The organism is Pantoea sp. SGAir0215 (assembly GCF_043543215.1).
This window is the reverse complement of sequence record NZ_CP028032.1, coordinates 217,161-237,500: the sequence shown is the minus strand read 5'-3', so window position 1 is coordinate 237,500 and position 20,340 is coordinate 217,161. Positions and strand designations below refer to the sequence as shown.

Genomic DNA, 20,340 nt, shown 5'->3' with positions numbered 1-20,340 from the left:
CACTCCAGAATAAGCGATGATGGCGCAGGATGATGAGCGCCCTTCAGGCGCAAATCAATGGTTTATGGATAAAATTGCCGTGCACATCCTGAAATCATGTTCTTCGCGGGTGGCGAGTGGCAGAACAGCAGGCGTTGCTGACGTAGTAAAATCCAGAGATAAATAAAAGCGAGGAATAATGCTTCAAATACGCTAACCTCTCGATTTAATTTGGGTCGTCAGTTTTCAGCAGGATATTTGAGGTCAGGCATGCGCGCTTCTGTTTCAAACCGACACGGGATTTTTCGGCCTCGTCGGCTTCGTCTGTTGCAATATATTATACGTCGAGACAAAACACCGGCCGCGTTGCTGCTGATGGCCGCGCTGGTGGGTGTGCTGACTGGCCTGACCGCGGTGGCGTTTGATAAAGCCGTTGGCTGGGTGATTCATTCGCGGGTCAACTGGCTGAGCCAGCATGAAAATAATGTCTTTCTTCTTGGCTGCTACGCTTTTATTTTTTCCGCCGTGCTGGCCGCGACAGGCTATTTTCTTGTCAGGCGCTTTGCGCCGGAAGCAGGCGGTTCGGGCATTCCTGAAATCGAAGGTGCGCTGGAAGAACTGAGGCCAGTGCGCTGGTGGCGCGTGTTGCCGGTTAAATTCTTTGGCGGACTTGGCGCAATTGGTTCTGGCATGGTGCTGGGTCGTGAAGGCCCGACGGTTCAGATTGGTGGTAACATCGGGCGTATGTGCCTCGATATCTTTCGCATGCGCTCCTCTGAATCCCGCCACACTATTTTGGCTACCGGGGCCGCATCAGGTCTGGCCGCAGCCTTTAATGCACCGCTGGCGGGCATTCTGTTTATCATTGAAGAAATGCGCCTGCAGTTCCGCTTTAGCCTTATCTCCATTAAAGCCGTGTTTGTGGGCGTCAGTACGTCAAGCATCGTTTTTCTTGCGCTGAACGGTAATCAGCCCATTATCAATATTGGTCAGTTAAAAGACGCTCCGATCCAGACGCTCTGGTTATATTTACTGCTGGGGATTTTATTTGGTGGTTGTGGCGTCGCTTTTAATCGCCTGATATTTACCCTTCAGGATCTGTTTCAAAGGCTGCATCAGGGACGGACATCACGCTGGGTCCTGGGTGGGGCGTTATTGGGCGGCTTATGTGGCTTACTGGGGCTGATATTGCCCCAGGGCGTAACCGGCGGGATTACGCTCATCCCCGACTTTACCGCAGGAAACTATACGTCGATTGCCTTACTGTCCTTATTTTTATTGCGGGCGGTCGTCACGCTACTGTGTTTTGCCTCTGGCGCCCCAGGGGGCATTTTCGCCCCCATGCTGACGCTGGGCACCTTACTGGGTACCTGCGTGGGGCAACTGTGCGTTAACCTGTTCCCTGCCTATCATCTTGAAGCCGCGACGTTTGCCGTAGCAGGCATGGGCGCCTTGTTTGCCGCTTCAGTTCGGGCACCGCTCACCGGGATTATTCTGGTACTGGAGATGACCAACAATTATCAGTTGATCCTGCCGATGATTATTACCTGTCTCGGTGCGACACTCTCTGCACAGTATTTCGGCGGTACACCGCTGTATTCAACGATACTGGCACGTACGCTGGCAAAACAACAACCTCAGGAGGAGGGGGCAACGGCGCGGTAAAAGCACCCCGATTACGGCAGGCAGGGCGCGCGCCATCTGTAAAAGGATGGCGTCCGTATGTAAAGCAGAGTGCGCGGAACAGGTGCGATATCACGCAGGCTTGTGCAGGGAAACGTCTGGCCGGGAGAAAAGCGATCAGGAAAAGCCAGCCGGCACGGGCAGGAGAAAGGCCTTAAAACAACGCGAACATAAGGGCGACGGGGAAACTCATCGGCCAGGTTGCACCCACCAGAAAGGCACTCAGTAATTTAATGCTGAGTTTGTCGCGGGCGATAAAAAACGTAATGAGCGCGGCAACAAAAGCAACCACGCCGTAGAAAACCAACATGTGTTGATAAAGTGTCATTTGAGCCCTTATCCCTGATTCATGATTTGTTACGATCATGCGGTTTTTTGTGACTTAGATCAAGTATCAGACCTTTTGTGTAAATAAAAAAACAATGCCTTTCTAAGAAGGTAAACCGTAGAGCAGCCAAGGTGAGCTGGCGATTTCATGCTGAAATCGTCGAAAATTCAGGCGATTATGTTACAGCATGCTCGCGCTTACCGTAAGCCTTCAGGCTGACGACAGCCCTCGCTTTCATAGCCCCTCATGCGTCTGCACAGCCAGGCTTTGCGACATATACTGTTTACGGCAACGTGCCTCACGCTTACCTCCTCTCAATACGGTTTCGCACAGGAGTACCCGGTGAATAAACTGATTTCTCTGCTATTAATTTGTTTGAGTCCTGCGGCATTGGCTTTGACGCTGCAGTCAAAAGATTTTAGTGATAATGGCGTGCTGGATAAGAAGTTCGCGGGCGCAGATAAAAGTAAACCAGCCTGTACCGGGCAGAATGTTTCTCCTGAACTCAACTGGTCCGAAACACCGGCGGGCACAAAAAGCTTTGCCTTGCTGATGACCGATCCTGTTGGCGCAAAAGGGCTCGGGGTTACGCATATGGTGGCGTACAACATTGCCGCTGAACGCAGCGCATTTGCTCAGGGCGAACTGACGCAGGGGAAAGGCTATACCGGCGGTAGGAATTCACCGGGTACGGCGCACTATTATGGTCCTTGTCCCCCTGTGGGATCTGGGCTTCATCACTACAATTTTGTGCTTATTGCCACAGACCTGCCGCCGTCTGCGCTCAAAGCCGGTTTAACGCATGATCAACTGCTGAGTAAACTTAAAGGGCATGCGCTGGCTGCTGCAAGCACCGTCGCCCGTTTCGGCAATGACTAACGCGCTATGTGATCAAAAAAACACCCTGCATTTGCAGGGTGTTTTTCGTGAGTTTGCTTTATTTCGCGTCGGCTGGTGAGGGTGGCACTGGTTCTGCGCTTTTATCCAGTTTTCTAATCAGGCTATGCGCTTCAGCTTCAGTTGCCACAGCGGGGGATGAACCGCTTAACGGCTTACGGGCGGTTTCCCTGACCGTCAGAATCGTCAGTAATCCAATCACACCCGCCACCATCATATAGTACGCTGGCATCATGGTATTCTGCGTGGTATCGACCAGCCATGCTGTCAGTAACGGGGTTGTCCCGCCAAACAACGATACAGACAGATTAAAGCCGATGGCGAGCGCACTGTAACGAATATCCGTGGTAAACAGTGCCGGTAATGTCGAGGGCATTGTGCCGCTGAAGCAGGTATGGAGCACGCCCAGAATCAACAGTCCCGCAAAGACGGCCCACATATTGTGTGTCCCGATCAACATAAAGCAGGGGATGGAGAGCAAAATCAGCCCTACCGCACCGAAACCAATCACCGGGCGGCGCCCAATGCGATCGGTCCAGCGGCCCCACATCAGCGTGAGCGGCATCATCACAAACATGACAACCATGACCAGTAACAGACCGCTCAGTTCAGGTAAACCCAATACGCCGGTCAGATAGCTGGGCATATACGACGTCAGCATATAGTTCGACACGTTAAATAACAGGACCAGGCCGATACATTTCATCATCGGGACACGATGCTTACTTAACATCTTAAACAGGCTCAGGCGCGGTTTGCTTTGCTCCAGTTCCTCCTGCTTTTGCATGTGCTGTTTGAAGGCCGGCGTTTCTTCCAGTTTCAGACGCACATACAGGCCGAACAAGCCCAACGGTGCGGCGATAAAAAAGGGTACGCGCCAGCCCCACGACATCATCGCCTCGGACGAGATTACCGAAGTCATGACCGTCACCAGACACGCGCCCAGCAGGTAACCGCCAAGCGTTCCAAACTCCAGGAAGCTACCCATGAAACCGCGACGTTTGTCTGTTGAATATTCTGCGATGAAGGTGGCTGCACCGCCGTATTCGCCACCCGTTGAGAACCCCTGCACCAGGCGGGCGACCAACAAGAGGATGGGTGCCATGATCCCGATAGAGGCATAAGAAGGGATAATGCCGATACAAAATGTGCCAATCGACATCATGATCATCGTTATCGCCAACACCTTCTGGCGTCCAATCCGATCGCCAAGTGGACCAAAGACCATTCCACCCAGTGGACGCACTAAAAAGGCGGCCGCAAAAGTACCAAAGGTGGCGATAAGCTGAATCGCGTTATTGGCATCGGGAAAGAAAACCTTACCGATGATCACCGCCAGATAGCTGTAAACCCCGAAGTCGAACCACTCCATGGCATTGCCTAATGCCGCGGCCCCTACTGCCCGCTTCAGCATGTCATTATCAATAACGGTAATATCATCAACAGTGAGTTTTTTTGGCCTTTTATTCCAGAAATGCTTTTTTGGCCTGGTTGACGATGAATGGTTAGTATCCATATTTTCCTCATACGACTTAAATGGGACGACCTATAGCTTTCGCAGCCAGTCAGCGAGGTTAACGGAAGAGAAGGAAGTGAAAGCTATAAGAGGCCAGTAACTTTAATGATAGAGCGTTCTTAACCGCAGCGTAGAAACATAGTCGATGAATGTCATTTTTTGCAAGCCTCTGGGAAAAAAGACTGTCCTATAAATGAGATAGCAGAAAATGAGTTTTTACTTTTATTTACATTTTGCCATGTTTTCGAAAAGGCACTGAGAGTGACCCGGGAGCCCGTTAAAAGTGGTGCGCGAAGACTCTCTGCCAGCCAGGGCTGGCAGAGAAGGGCACATCAGGCAGGCTTCGCCTCGGGCGTCCGGCCCGAGAACCACCACAACATCAAGGCTACCAGGGCAATGCAGCCTAATGCGCTAAAGGCAATACTGTAAGAGTAACGGGCCACAATCAGGCCTGTCATGGCTGGGCTCATGGACGCCCCAACGCCCTGCATCAGCATTACCACACTTTGGCCAGCGTTCACGTGCCCACTGCCGCGCAACAGCGACACGATATAGCCCGGCACGGCGACGCCCAGTATCCCGGCCGCAATACCGTCCAGGATTTGTACGGGAACCACGAAAAAGGTCTCCGGAAATTCTGCTGCAATAACCGCGCGCAGTGGCATCATTAACAGTGCGGTCATGATTAAACGGCGATAGCCAATGTGATCGACACGTTTAGAGACAAAGATCGCGACAGGGATCATCACTAACTGGGAAATTACGACCGTTGCGGCAGCATACAGGCCGGGATCCACCGTATCAGGTCCGGTTGAGGAGGCCACACGCATGCTCAGCATGGGCAACAGCGCAGCGTTAGCCAGATGGAACAGCAGCAGCGTCAATCCGGCCACCAGCAACGCCGGTTTGCGCGCCAGTATCCACAGGCTGAGCGTAGGTTTATCCGACGATTTATCGTCCAGGCCACGCGCCACATCATGGTCAATATCGTCTGCACGAATAGCCAGGGTGGCGATAGCCGCAAATACCGCCATGACCATCATCAGGATGAACACCGCACCCAGCCCCCATTTCCAGGCGGCAAAACCTGCAAGGACAGCCGCCAGCGTATTACCCGCATGGTTATAGGCTTCGTTGCGTCCCATCTGACGGTTGAACCCTTTTTGCCCGGTCAGGCCAAGCGTTATTCCTGCCACCGTCGGACCGATGAAGGCGGCAGCGATGCCCGCGACGATTTGCGAAATAATCGCCGTCCATGACTGATTGCTGTACCAGAGCAGTAAGGTAGCGACCGTGATGACGACACAACCCGCCAGGATAATAAAGCGTTTGTAACGTGTGGCGTCGGCAACCACACCCGCCGGTAACGTTGAGAGCAGTCCGGCGATACCGCCTGAGGTCATCACCAGGCCTATTTCATCCGGGCTCCAGTGGCGTTCTGTCAAAAAAATGCCTAAAAAGGGCCCAAGGCCGTCTCTGACGTCGGCCAGAAAAAAACTCATCAGGCACAGCGCCTGAAGTGACCGTTGTGACATGTGCTTTTCCCTGTAGCTGATAAGAAGGTGTGGGTAACGACCACATTTCAATGCGTAACGCAATGCATCATGGCAGTAAAAATACTCAGTAACATAACGTTAAAGTTACAAAATGAAAAAATTCACGTTTTGTGTAATTTAGTCTAATGACTGGCTGACTGTGTGAGGGGCACTGAGGCTGCCAGCGGTCAGGCTTTATGCCATAGCGTGCCATCCCCTTATTGATGCGGCACTGTCTTCATCGTTGCCACTGGGGAGGCCTGCGGAGGGAGCAGTGTTGGGTCGTGCAGAATTTCACAATTTTTATCCAGAAGCGATTCGACGGATGCCCGGTTCCCTTTATCCCAGCCTCGTCGCGTCACCAGCAGGATAAAGCCGTTTTTTCCTGAAAACGTGGCAGGAACAACGGCAATCCCGTATTCCGCCAACTGAGGCGGAGACAGATGAAAATCGCGGGCAACGGATGCAACAGGATAAATGCCCATCACACTGGGCTGCAGGACGCGTCGTGCATAATAAGTGTGCGTTAACAATTTGTCTGGCAGGGGATGCCAGTCATCCTGAATATAAGGGCGTTCAGCCTGTAACTGGCGATAGACATCTTCCCGCAGGCAGGTGAGATGAATATGCAGTTGATTCTGGCTGCGCCCCCAGGCGGAATTGACAGCCATGCCCAGCCTGTCTTCCGGCACCGTTCCGCCATACGCCGCCATTACGCGATAATGCATCAGCCACGCATAACCGAAATAGTCTGTGCGGGTCGTATACGACAATAAGGGGCTTTCGATACCAGATAACAAAAGTGTGGGCACCAGAATAAAATGATACGGATAACGTGGATTTTGAATAACGCTGAAGCCCTGCTGTTCCCCTTTTGCAAGATAGACTTGCTGGCAGGGGGCAGCATAGCCAGTGTACGCGTAGTTCACCCTGCAAACGTCGTTCGTCACCATCCACAACGCATCCTGGCGCGCACAGCCTGACAGCGCAAAAGCTATCCCTGCCAGAATACTCAGGCGGCACAGAAGGGGCAGGAGAGGCATCAGACTGCCGCCGGTGTTAACGTGCCGCGTGGCGCCGTGCTATGTGCATAATCCGAAGTGTTCGCGCTCTGAAATGCCATACCTTATTTGTCCTTACAGGCTTATCCGTTCCACCGGCTACACAATAAATTAGCGACACACCACAATAAAGGCCACAGCGTGTGTGACAGAAGATCATCCCGTGCGTGTTTCTGCGCTGGCAGTGCCGAACGCCCGTCGGCCGCAGAGGTGAGATCTTTGATCACTTAGCGAATCACCAGCTGTGTCAGTGCGGATAACAAGGCATCTACCTTCGGCAGCAGTTGCTTACGGCGTGGCCAGATGACGCTCAGGGCCAGACCATCAGGCTGTAATTGTGGCAGGATAATCTCCAGTTCGCCTTTAGCTACGGCACTGTTTACCAGCCAGGAGGGCATTTGCGCTATGCCAAGTCCGGCTATGACCGCCTGGAGTTGCGCATCTACATCACCCAATGCCATCCGAAACGGCATATCTCGCCACTGGACATGTCCTTCTTCACGGGGGAATAACCAGGGTTTGGGCGTGTTATCCGCGCGTTCGTAAAGAATGACCCGATGTTGCATCAGCGCCTGTTCGTCCTGTGGCCGGCCTTCGCGATCCAGCCAGGCTGGCGATGCACAAAACACCATTCTCTCTCGTCCCAGGTAGCGACTGCCCATTGAGGCTGGTAAATCGGCGGATCCGCCAATCCTGACCGCAACATCAATACCTTCGTCGAAGAGATCAATAAAACGATCTGAAAAGCTCACTCTGAGCTCAAGCTCGGGATGCTGCTGGCAAAACGGAATCAGCAACGGCATCACATTCAGGCGACCATACGTATGCGGCACAGCGAGTCGCAGGCGTCCTGACGGAATAATACGTTGTGCTGCCAGAACTGACTCAGCTTCAGCAAGCTCCTCCATGATGCGTATGCAGGTTTGGTAATAGGCGTTACCGGCATCGGTGAGCTGCAGCCTGCGTGTTGTGCGCTCCAGCAGGCGCGAGCCCAGCCGCGCTTCCAGCCGACTGACGCTTTTACTGACGGCGGAGCCGGTGACATGCAGACGTGCTGCCGCAGCAGTAAAACTGCCGCTTTCAACACTGGCAACAAAGGGAACAATATCCTTAAGACGTTGATCGTGCATGATTGATGAACTCAGGTTGAGAATGCTGTGAATAATTACCAATAATAGGAATTAAATTCTCTATTACGCTTAGCATTACGCAAAACGAGGAGAATTAACATGCAAAAACAGGCTTTGATTGTCGGAATCAGCGGGGTTATCGGGCGAGCGCTGGCTGAAAGATTAATGAAAGACGGATGGCAGGTCAGCGGATTATCCCGCGGTCGCGGCGCTGTTCCGCAAGGCTGCCACAGTCTGACGGCCGATTTGACCGATCCCGATGCGGTGCGCGCTACCCTGAAAGATACCAAACCCGATGCGGTATTCTTCAGCGTGTGGGCGCGTCAGGACAGCGAAAAAGAGAATATCCGCGTCAATGGCGGGATGATCCGTAATGTTATTGAGGCACTCGGCGAGCGCTTACAGGGGGCGCATGTTGCCCTTGTCACCGGGCTGAAGCACTATCTGGGGCCGTTCGAGGCTTACGGTAAAGGTGAGGTGCCGGTTACGCCTTTCCGTGAAGAACAAGGTCGTCAGCCCGTTGATAACTTTTATTACGCGCAGGAAGATGAGGTTTTTGCAGGCGCTGACAAGTACGGCTACCGCTGGAGTGTCCATCGTCCCCATACCATCATTGGCTATGCGCTCGGCAATGCCATGAACATGGGGCAGACGCTGGCCGTTTACGCGACCTTGTGTAAAGAAAAAGGCAGGCCGTTTATCTTCCCGGGCTCACCTGAACAGTGGAACGGCGTTGTGGATATGACCGATGCGGATCTCCTGGCTGAACAACTTGAGTGGGCGGCAACCAGTCCAGATGCGGCCAATCAGGATTTTAACGCTGTCAATGGTGATGTGTTCCGCTGGAACTGGATGTGGCCGAAACTGGCTGAATATTTTGGTATTGAAGCCGCTGCTTATCCGGCAAAAATGATGCCGCTCGATGGCCGTATGCAGGACGCTGCCAGCGTATGGCAGGCCATTGCCGGGCGCGAAAACCTGCGCGAGAGCGACGTCACCCGACTGGCGTCATGGTGGCACACTGACGCCGATCTGGGCCGTCCAATGGAAGCCTTTACCGATATGAGTAAAAGCCGTAAAGCGGGGTTTACCGGCTACCGCAGCACGCTGGATTCATTCATCCAGCTGTTCGATAAGCTGAAGCGGGAAAAAATCATCCCGCAGTAACGGGATTCGGCCCTGTCAGCGGAAGGCCATCGTCGCTGCGCTAAGGGTTATACTTGTAGTCTGACTGACGTGATATAAGGACCAGGACGATGGCAACGTGTTTTATCATTGGCGCGGCGGGAAAAGTAGGTACCCACCTGACGAAACAGCTTTGCGCCAGACAGCATGCGGTCTCGGCGCTGCACCGTAAACCGGAGCAGGCCGAAGCCATCACCGTTGTGGGCGCGACACCGATCATGGGCGATCTTCAGAAACTCAGTGTTGAGACGCTGGCGCAGAAAATGACCGGTCATGAGGTGGTGATTTTCAGCGCAGGGGCGGGTGGTGCTGGCATTGAACTCACCAATGCTATTGATGGTCAGGGTCTGGCGCTGGCGGTTGCTGCAGCAGAGAAGGCGGGGGTTGACCGTTTTTTGCTGGTGTCGGTTTTTCCGGATGCGGCGCGGGGCGAAAAAACGTCTGAAGGCTTCGAGAACTACATGCATGTGAAGCGGCTGGCGGATGTTCGTCTGGTGGAAAGTCAGCTTGACTGGGTAATCCTGCGTCCCGGGACGTTAACGGATATGGCGGGTAGTGGCACCGTACGAGCCGGTTACGCCATCCCCTACGGAGCGGTTCCACGTGAAGACGTTGCCGCCACGCTGGTAGCGCTCGTTGAAACACCGCAACTGAATCACAAAATCATTGAACTGACCGCAGGTGATGAAAGCATCAGTCACGCTCTGCAACGTTTGCAGCGCTAAAAAAAACGGCCCCTGTCAGGGGGCCGTTTTCTGTTACTGCCAGCTTATTTTACACAGCGCGAGCAGTGTTCACGTTCGATATGCTGGAAAAAGTCATTTCCTTTGTCATCGACCAGAATGAAGGCCGGGAAATTTTCTACTTCGATTTTCCAGATTGCTTCCATTCCTAACTCAGCGTATTCCACACACTCCAGGCTCTTGATGCTCTGTTGCGCCAGAACTGCCGCGGGTCCGCCAATGCTGCCCAGGTAAAACCCGCCGTGTTTATGACAGGCATCAGTAACCTGCTGGCTGCGGTTGCCTTTTGCCAGCATCACTTTGCTGCCGCCATTTGCCTGCAGAAGGTCAACATAGGAATCCATGCGGCCTGCTGTTGTGGGGCCCAGTGAACCCGATGCATAGCCTTCAGGCGTTTTTGCCGGTCCGGCATAGTATACCGGGTGATCCTTGATGTACTGCGGCAGGCCTTCGCCGTTATCAATACGTTCTTTCAATTTCGCATGCGCAATATCGCGGGCCACGATAATGGTGCCGGTCAGGGACAGACGGGTGGACACCGGATACTCAGAAAGCTGTGCAAGAATCTCATTCATTGGGCGGTTCAAATCGATATGCACCACCTCGCCTTCACCCTGTTTGCGCAGCGCTTCAGGAATATAGCGCCCAGGATTGGCTTCCAGCTTCTCAATCCAGATACCGTCGCGGTTGATTTTGGCTTTGATATTGCGGTCAGCGGAGCAGGAGACGCCCATACCGACGGGGCAGGATGCGCCGTGACGTGGCAGACGGATAACGCGGATATCGTGGGCGAAATATTTTCCGCCAAACTGTGCGCCCAGCCCTAACTGCTGTGCGGCTTCCAGTAATTCCTGTTCCAGCTGAACATCGCGGAATGCCTGGCCATGCTCGTTGCCTTCTGTTGGCAAGCCATCGTAGTAGTGCGTTGACGCCAGCTTCACGGTTTTCAGCGTGCTTTCAGCGGAGGTACCGCCAATGACAAAGGCGATATGGTAAGGCGGACAGGCGGCGGTGCCCAGGGTGCGCATTTTATCGACAAGATAATTCTTCAGCTTACCCGGGCTGAGCAGGGCTTTGGTTTCCTGGTACAGATAGGTTTTGTTGGCTGAACCGCCCCCTTTGGCGATGCAGAGAAATTTGTATTCGTCACCATCCACGCTGTAGAGATCGATCTGGGCGGGCAGGTTAGTCCCGGTGTTGACCTCTTTATACATGTCCAGCGCCGCGTTCTGTGAGTAACGCAGATTGTCTTCGATATAGGTATTGTAGATCCCCTTTGACAGGGCGGCCTCATCACCTCCACCTGTCCACACGCGCTGACCTTTTTTCCCCATAATGATGGCTGTACCGGTGTCCTGGCAGGTTGGCAGAACACCTTTGGCCGCGATTTCTGAATTGCGCAGGAACTGGAGTGCCACGTACTTGTCGTTATCGCTGGCTTCAGGATCATCAAGAATAGAGGCCACCTGCTGCTGGTGGGCCGGGCGCAACATAAAGGAAGCATCATGAAAAGCCTGTTGTGCCAGTAGGGTTAACGCTTGAGGCTCTACTTTCAGCACCTCCTGCCCGTCAAATTCAGCAACGGAAACATAGTCAGGGCTGAGCAGGTAGTATTCGGTATCCTCGTGGGTAAGAGGGAAGGGGTTCTGATAATAAAAAGGTTTGTTCGACATGGTATCTCACTTAATGACGTGCTGGCTCCTTTTGAGACAGGCTGACAGGAGCAACATCACAGGCGAATTCGTTGTTTATTATGCTTGCCAGCCGTAAGCGCAGGCTGGCAAGTAATGGCATGTTATCGTATGACGCGCTGGATTGCACAGGGCGCGGTCAGAACATCCACACCATCCAGGGATAAGCAATCAGCATCATTGCAATCAGGAAGATAGCGCCGAAGATAGTTCCCAGTCGCCAGTAATCCTTAGTGGGTAAGTAGCCGCTGCCGTAATAAATAGGGCTTGGACCTGTACCGTAAGGTGTGATGATGCCCATCACGCCCAGAGAGGTACACAGCATCAGACAGAACACGGGCATATTGATGCCAGGAATCGAGGCGGCAATCGTCAACATGGCAGGCAGTAACGCCGTTGTGTGCGCGGTGGTACTGGCGAACAGGTAATGCAGCAGGAAAAAGGCAATTAACAACACGACCGCCGAGATCTGGGGATCATAGCCTTGCAGTAATATTCCTCCTTCTTTACCCAGCCAGGCGATAAAGCCCACTCTGGCCAGACCGTCAGCCAGGGCTACCAGCGTGGCAAACCAGGCAAAAGTGTTCCAGGCCGCTTCGTTGCTGGTGATATCATTCCAGTTAAGCACACCAGTCCACAGCATCAGGATGATTACTAACAGTGCCGCCATGGCCGGTTCGATCCAGGCAGTAGCAAAAATCCACATCAACAGCGCACAGACCACAAACACCAGTAACAGGATTTCATTGCGGGTCAGTTTACCCAGTTTTTCAAGCTCTGCCATCGCCCAGCGTGGCACCTCATCATTCACTTTGACTTCAGGTGGATAGAACCAGTAAGCCAGCAGCGGCATGGTCAGAATCAGCAGCAGACCTAAAGGAATAAAGGCAAGAAACCACATTCCCCAGGAAATATCGAAGCCAATGACGCTTTTGACTAAAGCAAGGGCTAACAGATTCGGCGCCAGTGCAGACAGGAACATGGAGCTGGTAATACAGGCCGCCGTGATGGCAACCCACATTAAGTAGGATCCGATTTTGCGCGCGCTGGGATCGTTGGGTTTAGATCCATACAGCGGTGGCAGGTTGGCGATAATCGGGTAGATGGTACCGCCACTGCGCGCGGTGTTAGACGGAGTAAAGGGTGCTAACAGCAGGTCAGCAAAAGTGATGGCATAACCTAATGTTAAGCTGCGGCGGCCCAGATATTTCACCAGAATCAGGGCCAGACGACGACCAAACTGCGTTTTATCGTAGCCAGCAGCAAACATGAATGCGCCAAAGATCAGCCACACGGTTGAATTACCAAAGCCGCTGACGGCCCATTTAAAGGACTCCGTTGCGAGTTTAAATGTCGGATTGGCCAGTTCTGTCGGACTAAACAGCAAAAACTGACTGAAGAGGGCGATCACTACGACGCCTGTCAGACCAATTACGGCACCGGGCAGCGGCTCAAAAATCAAGCCTACAATCACCCCAACAAAGATGGCGAAGAAATGCCATGCATAAGGTTCAAGACCGGACGGTACGGGGACGAGTAATAAAAGCACTGCGACGATGACAGGCAGGGCTAGCATCAGTGCTTTATTTTTTTTGCCCGCAGCTGCAGGGGCTGCTTTAGGGGGCTCTTTCATGTTTGAGAGTGTTTTCATAGTGTTTTTCTACGAGTTAAGGATAATACGATTAACGCCCCGGCGAATTCTTCAAGACATTTTATTTATTCTACATTATAAGAATAACCCGTGGTGTTTTATATTCTTTTAACGTTTCTACTCGTGCGATGCAGAAAATTTAAGAAACCATGTGAATATGATGCGACTTCTGGAAAATAAAATTTTGATCTGGATCAAACAAGTTAAATTGTATTTTTTATGTTTTAACAAATTAAACAATAATCAATGAGGAACAGGTGAGTAAGATAGCATTGAATACTTTTTGCAACCACATCAGGAAGAAAAAACACAGAGCGTCAATTTTAAATTATTGTTTTTACTGATTTTATTTTACTGCTATTTCACTATTGCTTTTTGGTAACTATTGATTAACAATAACCATACATCACGAAATCACTCCAATAAAACAAAAAGTCTAAAGATATTTAAAAGTTAAATAATTAAAATTATATCTTATGAAACTAAATTAACTGATATATTAGAAGCATGACATCGGACCACTTAAATTAAATTAAAAACGTCCAGAAAGAATTCCCGGTTTTTGATATTTTGGAGTTAATCGCAATGAATACACTCACCCCAATTCTTAATCCCCTTACCTTGCCGCGTGGTGCAGTTTTAAAAAATCGTCTGATCATGGCACCAATGACAACCTGTACCGGATTTTATGATGGTACGGTGACCAGCGAGTTGGTTGAATATTACCGTGCACGTGCGGGCAGTATCGGAACAGTGATTGTTGAGTGCTGCTTTATCGATCCAAAAGGCCCGGCTTTTCCGGGGGCGATCGCCATCGACAGCGACAACAAAATACCCGGCTTAAAACGCATCGCTGACGCCATCAAGGAAAAAGGATCCACCGCGATTCTTCAAATCTATCACGGCGGACGCATGGTTGAGCCTGAACTGATTGGCGGTAAAACCCCTGTCGCGCCCAGCGCAATTGCGGCACCCCGTGAAGGGGCAACGACGCCCCGCGCCTTAACGGCAGAAGAAGTGGATACCATGATCACCAAATTTGGTGATGCCGTTAACCGCGCCATCAAAGCGGGTTTCGATGGCGTAGAAATCCATGGCGCTAACACCTATCTGATTCAGCAATTCTACTCACCTAACTCAAATCAGCGTGAAGACAAATGGGGCGGCAGTCGTGATAACCGCGCCCGCTTCCCGCTGGAAGTGCTGGACATCACGCATAAGATGGCCGAGCGCTTTGCGCATAACTCGTTCATCATCGGTTATCGTTTTTCGCCGGAAGAACTCGAAGTGCCCGGCATCCGCTTTGACGACACAATGTACTTACTGGAGAAACTTGCAGCACGGGGCCTGGATTATGTGCACTTCTCTGTCGGGCAGTTGATGCGCCCATCCATCGTGGATACCACCGATCCTACACCGCTTATTGAGAAGTTTATTGCCATGCGGTCAGAAACCCTGGCGAAGGTCCCAGTAATAGGTGTCGGCGGCGTGGTTAACAAAGAGGATGCAGAAAAGGCACTGGAAAAAGGCTATGACCTGGTCGCCGTCGGTAAAGCCTGCATCGCTTATCCAGACTGGACTGACCGCATCATCAATAACGAGCACCTTGAACTCTATATCGACAGCAACAAACGTGAAGCTTTACTCATCCCCGAGCCTCTGTGGCGTTTCTCACTGGTTGACGCCATGATTCGTGACATGAGCGAAACCGGTCGTAAATACAAAGCGGGCGTTTATCAGGAGAAAGTTGAGGCTGAAGCGCTGAAGCTGAAAATCAACGTTACGCTGGATACCGATCGTATTACCGATATTTCCCTGGTTCCTGATGACACGCTGGATGTGGATTTCACCACCACGTTTGAAAGTCTGCGTAATCGTATTCTGGTGGCAAACAGCCCACATGTTGACGCGATTACCGGTGCGACGACACAGAGTGAAGCGCTGAAAAAAGCGGTCTCACGCGCAATGACCACATCGAACAAAGCACACGTCATTGAAGAGGGCGGCAATCCCAACGCGCCACAGCAGTATGACGTTGTGGTTGTTGGCAGTGGTGGTGCAGGGCTGGCCGCCGCCATTCAGGCCCACGATGAAGGCGCTAAAGTGGTGGTCATTGAGAAGATGCCGACCATTGGCGGCAACACCATTAAAGCCTCTGTCGGGATGAACGCCGCAGAAACGCGTTTTCAGAAGCTGAAAGGGATTCAGGACAGCAAGGAGCTGTTTTATGAAGAAACCCTCAAAGGCGGTAAATTTAAAAATAATCCCGCGCTGTTGCGTGAGTTTGTTGACTTAGCGCCGGAAGCCATCGACTGGCTGGCAGATCACGGCATTGAGCTTAACGATATCACTATCACAGGCGGTATGAGTATCGACCGTACGCATCGCCCTGCAGACCGCTCCGCTGTCGGCGGCTTCCTGATTAGTGGTCTGGTGAAAAATATCAACAGCCGTAATATCGACGTGCTGCTTGAAACCGCAGTTGAAGAGATCCTGTTTGAAAATGGCGCGGTCAGCGGCGTGAAAGTGGTGGATGAATACAATGACAGCCGTATTCTGAACGCAAAAAGCGTGATTGTGGCGACAGGCGGTTTCAGTGCTAACCGGGAAATGGTGGTGAAATATCGCCCGGAACTGGATGGTTTTGTCACCACCAACCATAAAGGCGCTACCGGTGCAGGCATCGCAATGCTGCAAAAAATTGGGGCGGATACAGTCGATATGGGCGAGATTCAGATTCACCCGACCGTCGAGCAGACGACATCTTACCTGGTCTCAGAATCAATTCGCGGTGGCGGGGCGATCCTGGTAAGCCAGGCAGGCCAGCGCTTCTACAACGAAATGGAAACTCGCGATAAAGTTTCGGCGCAGATTATTGCGCTGCCAGAAAAAAGTGCCTGGATTATCTTTGACGAGCAGGTCCGTATGAACAACAAGGCCGCTGATGAATATATTGCGAAAGGCTTTGTTATCAGCGCCCCGAGCGTAGCAGAGCTGGCGGTTAAGCTGAATATGGAACACCGTACGCTGGAAGAGACACTGCAACGCTACAACGGTTTTGTGATTAAACAGAAAGACGAGGATTTTGGCCGTCAAACCGCGCTGCGTCATCCGTTAAGCGAAGGGCCTTTCTATGCCATTCGCATCGCGCCCGGCGTCCATCACACAATGGGCGGCGTGACTATCAACACGGCGACTGCAGTACTGGACACCAATAAGCAGGTTATTAACGGTGCCTGGGCTTGTGGTGAGGTCGTCGGTGGTATCCACGGTGCAAACCGTATCGGTGGAAACGCGGTTGCCGATATCATCATCTTTGGTATTCTTGCTGGCGCAAACGCAGCGGCTTTTGCCAAACGCTAAGCCGTGATATCCGGCATCCGTATAACATCGGATGCCGGTTCTTCTTTCTCCCCGAGTCCTGTCGCTTATGCAAACTGATTCACACGTGTACGCCTATTCCGCCGTCCTGATGGGCTCGCCCATTCTGCTTAAGCTGTATGAGCATAATGAGGCGCTGGCAGGTCAGGTTTTTCGCTTGATCAAACAGTATGAGAATGTGCTTACCGTCAATCGTGAGCACTCCGAAGTGATGGCGATTAATCATGCGGCCGGTCAGCGTCCCGTCAGCGTCAGCCAGCCCGTGTTTACGCTAATCGAGCGTGCACTTGCGGTCAGCCTGCTGCCTGAAAGTAGTTTTAATCTGGCCATCGGACCGCTGGTCAAATGCTGGAAGATCGGCTTTCAGGGGAAAAGCGTTCCGGCGCGGGCAGAGATACAGGCAAAACTCGCTTTAACCCATCCTGAGAACATTGAACTTGATGCGGCGAACCGTTCGGTCTTTCTGAAGCAAGCGGGCATGGAGATTGATCTGGGTGCGATTGCCAAGGGCTATATTGCCGATCGGGTGCAGGCATTTTTACATGAGCATGGTGTGGACAGCGCGCTCATCAATCTTGGCGGCAATGTGCAAACGCTCGGCGCGCCGCCTGATGCACCGCAGGAAGGCTGGGCAATTGGTTTAAAAAAACCCTTTGCCGCTTCGGACGCGCTGCTTGGGGTGATTAACGTAACGAATAAATCCGTAGTGACTTCCGGGATTTACGAACGTTACTTTGAACAGGAAGGGGTCTGCTACCACCATATCCTGGACAGGCATACCGGCTATCCGCTGGATAACGCGCTACTCAGCGTAACCATCGTGTCAGATCACTCAATTGATGGGGATATTTTTACCACGCTGATCTATGGCATGGGCATTGAAAAGGGGAGCGACTATCTGAAAGCCTATCCCGGCATAGAGGCTATCTTCGTGACGCGCGACAAACGCATCATCTGCTCGTCACAACGTCACTTTGATTTTACATTGCTGGATCACAGCTTCCGCTACATCACTGGCAGTACTGACGTAAAAGTGCGTGATACTCAGGCTGGAGACGGTAACGATAAACCGGACGACCTGTCACACCGTAATGAATGCTCGTAAATAGAATATTGCTTTGTGCCAGCCAAATCAGGTATTTGCGGCAAGATACACGAGAAATATTGACCTCCGTTGCCAGCTCATCGGTGGAAAATTCCGTTCCGGGATGCGCATCAATCCACAGGCAAAGCGTACGCAGTGTTTGCGGTGTCAGTCCTTTCGGCAGACGTTTTGTCTCGTTGGCGTTCGCCGGGTTGCCGTGCAGCAACTGGTCGACATCAGATTGTTGATAAAACTGATGATTATCCATGAGTCGTTTTTTTTGTCGCCAGCCGGTTAATGCTTCTTCAAAGCGCGAAAACTGAAACGGTTTAATCAGGTAATCCACAACACCATAATTCAGCGAGGTTTTGATGGTTGCCGCATCCGCTGCTGACGAGATGATAATCACGTCAATCGGACGACCGGCGCTGCGCAGCTCCGGCAGCAAATCCAGTCCGTTTTCCTGCTGCATATAGATATCCAGCAAAATAAGATCAACGGCCGGATCGGTCTGCAACAGGCGTTCTTTGGCTTGCAGTAACGTGGACGCAGTGCCACAACAGGTAAAACCGTCTATCTGACCGATATAGCATCGGTTCAGCTCGGCCACCATGGCATCATCGTCTACAACTAACACATTGATCATTCGTTAATATTTCCTCTTTCCCACGGAAGCTGTACTAAAAACTGCGTGTACACGCCTGGCTCGGATTCGACGCTGACGTTACCGCCCAGACTTTCCGTTTGTTGCTTGAGTAAAAACAGTCCAACGCCACGATCTTCACCTTTGGTGGAAACGCCACGTTCGAAAATGGTTGTCAGCTGATCGGCAGGAATACCGGGACCATCGTCGCTGACCTCACATGACAACCAGCCGTTTTGGTAGTGCAGCATGACGTGAATTTCACCGTCCATATCCGGGTCAAGCGCCTCAAGGGCGTTTTCGATCAAGTTACCCAGCACCGTTATTAATGCGGCAATTTGCTGTTCACTGCCGCTGTCTGGCAGGTAGCTGGCTTCGCTCAGGATTAGCTGATGGCCTTCATCCGTCACACGATTAATTTTGCTTAACAGGAAACCCGCAATGACCGGTGATTTAATCTTCTGCAACAGCGAACCGATTTCGGTCTGGTAGTTATTGGCCGTTTTAAGGATGTACTCTTCCATCTGCGCATAGTTTTTCATGTGCAGCAGCCCAAGAATCACGTGCAGTTTGTTCATGAATTCATGGGAACGTTCACGCAGCGCATCCACATAGTTTACCATGCCGTCGAGACGCTGCATTAGCTGACTGATCTCTGTCTTGTCCCTGAAGGTGCTCACCGCGCCAATGATACTGCTGCGACTGCGCACGGGTACGGTGTTGCTGATCAGTATCTTGCCGCGCACATTAAGTTCTTCATCATATGCGGCTTTGCCTTCATGCAACGCATCACGCAGATGGGTCAGCATTTGTGCATTTTCCGGCACGCGATCGCCACTCAGAAAGGCTTCACGCGTCGTCTCTTTCAATAATTGTGACGCTGCCTGATTGATCAGGCTGACGCGGGACTGATCGTCGACGGCAATGACGCCTTCCTTAATCGAATCCAGGATAGCCTGACGCTCTTCAAACAAACTGGAGATTTCGTACGGCTCTAACCCCAGCAAAATGTGCTTCAGGCGTTTTACTAAAATGAAAATGCCCAGCATGCCGACCAACGCGCCTAATAATACCGTCCAGAAGATATTCCAGCGGCTTTTTGTGACTTGCGCGGCAACGTCATTCACTGAGATGCCAATAGCCACAACGCCGATTTGCTGGTGTCTGGCATTAAACACGGGTGTGAACACTCGGAGTGCTTCGACCAGAACGCCATGATTAACCGCAACGTTCTCATGACCCTGTAAAGCAGGGTTAATATCCTCACCGACAAAATGTTGGTTAACCACATCAGGATTCGGATGCGAAAACCGAATACCGCGCATATCTGTTACCACGACAAACAGCAAATCATTACGTTTACGCGTTGCCTGGGCGATAGGCTGAATGATTTTGCTGCCATCAGGCTGGGTCAGCGCCTGCTGGATTTCCGGGCTGTCAGCCAGCGTTCGCGCCACGGCCAGGGCCTTATCTTTCACATGCGCACGTGTGAAGTTATCAATCTGCACATAGTAAAGCAGATGTACGCTTAACAAGACGGTCATCAACACAGCAGCCATCATCAGAGACGAGAGCGTGCTGAGTTTCATGGGGCGTTTTTTAGACGAACGGTGGGGCCGGGAGTCATTCATAGTGAGTATCAGCAATAGTAAGGTTCGCGATGCAACATACGCGAAGTCGTACCACCAGTACAGTTTCATGGCCAGCGATCATCAGTTTAAAAAAACTCACCACACAGGCAGGACTGATTCAGGTCAATGCTGCTCCCCAAAAGTAAAGCTATCGTGCGTCATTGCGCGTGTTTTCCGTGCTTATCCCCCAGAGGCTTCTTAT

Annotated in this window: 16 protein-coding genes; 7 read left to right on the top strand and 9 right to left on the bottom strand. The window is 51.8% G+C overall.

Features of this window, described 5'->3' with window-relative positions; all coding sequences use genetic code 11:
* Nucleotides 1–16 precede the first annotated feature (16 nt).
* Complete coding sequence (locus C1N64_RS22065; RefSeq protein WP_394515548.1) at nt 17–166, top strand: hypothetical protein; 150 nt, start codon at nt 17–19, stop codon at nt 164–166.
* 83 nt (nt 167–249) lie between these two features.
* Complete coding sequence (gene clcA / locus C1N64_RS22060; RefSeq protein ID WP_033742298.1) at nt 250–1,644, top strand: H(+)/Cl(-) exchange transporter ClcA; 1,395 nt, start codon at nt 250–252, stop codon at nt 1,642–1,644.
* A 172-nt stretch (nt 1,645–1,816) separates the two neighbouring features.
* On the opposite strand, the gene C1N64_RS22055 is transcribed toward clcA, so the two are convergent.
* A complete protein-coding gene (locus C1N64_RS22055) occupies nt 1,817–1,990 on the bottom strand; it encodes a GhoT/OrtT family toxin (RefSeq protein ID WP_006122059.1) in 174 nt (57 codons plus the stop codon).
* A gap of 342 nt (nt 1,991–2,332) precedes the next feature.
* Between C1N64_RS22055 and C1N64_RS22050 the strand changes: the two genes are divergently transcribed.
* Complete coding sequence (locus C1N64_RS22050) at nt 2,333–2,869, top strand: YbhB/YbcL family Raf kinase inhibitor-like protein (RefSeq protein ID WP_394515547.1); 537 nt, start codon at nt 2,333–2,335, stop codon at nt 2,867–2,869.
* Nucleotides 2,870–2,927: 58 nt separating this feature from the next.
* Here C1N64_RS22050 and proP read toward each other — a convergent pair whose 3' ends face one another.
* The 4 genes from proP to C1N64_RS22030 form a co-directional block, all read right to left on the bottom strand.
* Nucleotides 2,928–4,403 carry a glycine betaine/L-proline transporter ProP gene (proP, locus tag C1N64_RS22045; RefSeq protein ID WP_054687877.1) on the bottom strand — a complete coding sequence of 492 codons (1,476 nt, stop codon included), beginning with the start codon at nt 4,401–4,403 and terminating at the stop codon, nt 2,928–2,930.
* A 332-nt stretch (nt 4,404–4,735) separates the two neighbouring features.
* On the bottom strand, nt 4,736–5,938 hold the full coding sequence (locus tag C1N64_RS22040) for an MFS transporter (RefSeq protein WP_039339306.1): 1,203 nt from the start codon (nt 5,936–5,938) through the stop codon (nt 4,736–4,738).
* 218 nt (nt 5,939–6,156) lie between these two features.
* Entirely contained in the window at nt 6,157–6,981 is an 825-nt protein-coding gene (locus C1N64_RS22035) for a CDP-diacylglycerol diphosphatase (RefSeq protein WP_205954623.1), read from the bottom strand.
* Nucleotides 6,982–7,226: 245 nt separating this feature from the next.
* Nucleotides 7,227–8,129 (bottom strand): LysR family transcriptional regulator, encoded by a 903-nt coding sequence (locus tag C1N64_RS22030; RefSeq protein WP_394515546.1) that lies wholly within the window; start codon nt 8,127–8,129, stop codon nt 7,227–7,229.
* Between the two features lie 99 nt (nt 8,130–8,228).
* On the opposite strand from C1N64_RS22030, the gene C1N64_RS22025 reads away from it, so the two are divergent.
* Both C1N64_RS22025 and C1N64_RS22020 read left to right on the top strand, forming a co-directional pair.
* Nucleotides 8,229–9,296 (top strand): SDR family oxidoreductase, encoded by a 1,068-nt coding sequence (locus tag C1N64_RS22025; protein WP_394515545.1) that lies wholly within the window; start codon nt 8,229–8,231, stop codon nt 9,294–9,296.
* 89 nt (nt 9,297–9,385) lie between these two features.
* A complete protein-coding gene (locus tag C1N64_RS22020; protein WP_205954626.1) occupies nt 9,386–10,039 on the top strand; it encodes an SDR family oxidoreductase in 654 nt (217 codons plus the stop codon).
* Nucleotides 10,040–10,083: 44 nt separating this feature from the next.
* On the opposite strand, the gene fumA is transcribed toward C1N64_RS22020, so the two are convergent.
* Both fumA and C1N64_RS22010 read right to left on the bottom strand, forming a co-directional pair.
* Complete coding sequence (gene fumA / locus C1N64_RS22015; RefSeq protein ID WP_006122067.1) at nt 10,084–11,730, bottom strand: class I fumarate hydratase FumA; 1,647 nt, start codon at nt 11,728–11,730, stop codon at nt 10,084–10,086.
* A gap of 157 nt (nt 11,731–11,887) precedes the next feature.
* Nucleotides 11,888–13,399: a DASS family sodium-coupled anion symporter gene (locus tag C1N64_RS22010; RefSeq protein WP_394515544.1), complete on the bottom strand. Its 1,512-nt coding sequence runs from the start codon at nt 13,397–13,399 to the stop codon at nt 11,888–11,890.
* A 585-nt stretch (nt 13,400–13,984) separates the two neighbouring features.
* On the opposite strand from C1N64_RS22010, the gene C1N64_RS22005 reads away from it, so the two are divergent.
* Together C1N64_RS22005 and C1N64_RS22000 are read left to right on the top strand one after the other, a co-directional pair.
* Nucleotides 13,985–16,762, top strand: a complete 2,778-nt coding sequence (locus C1N64_RS22005; protein ID WP_006122069.1) for a flavocytochrome c — start codon at nt 13,985–13,987, stop codon at nt 16,760–16,762.
* Nucleotides 16,763–16,829: 67 nt separating this feature from the next.
* Nucleotides 16,830–17,885, top strand: coding sequence for an FAD:protein FMN transferase (locus C1N64_RS22000; RefSeq protein ID WP_133745722.1), 1,056 nt, complete (start codon nt 16,830–16,832; stop codon nt 17,883–17,885).
* Here C1N64_RS22000 and dcuR read toward each other — a convergent pair.
* Nucleotides 17,791–18,510 carry a two-component system response regulator DcuR gene (gene dcuR, locus C1N64_RS21995; RefSeq protein ID WP_006122071.1) on the bottom strand — a complete coding sequence of 240 codons (720 nt, stop codon included), beginning with the start codon at nt 18,508–18,510 and terminating at the stop codon, nt 17,791–17,793. The two genes, C1N64_RS22000 and dcuR, sit on opposite strands and share 95 nt — an antisense overlap.
* Nucleotides 18,507–20,096: a sensor histidine kinase gene (locus tag C1N64_RS21990; protein WP_226374860.1), complete on the bottom strand. Its 1,590-nt coding sequence runs from the start codon at nt 20,094–20,096 to the stop codon at nt 18,507–18,509. Before C1N64_RS21990 ends, dcuR begins: the two co-directional genes overlap by 4 nt.
* Nucleotides 20,097–20,340 lie beyond the last annotated feature (244 nt).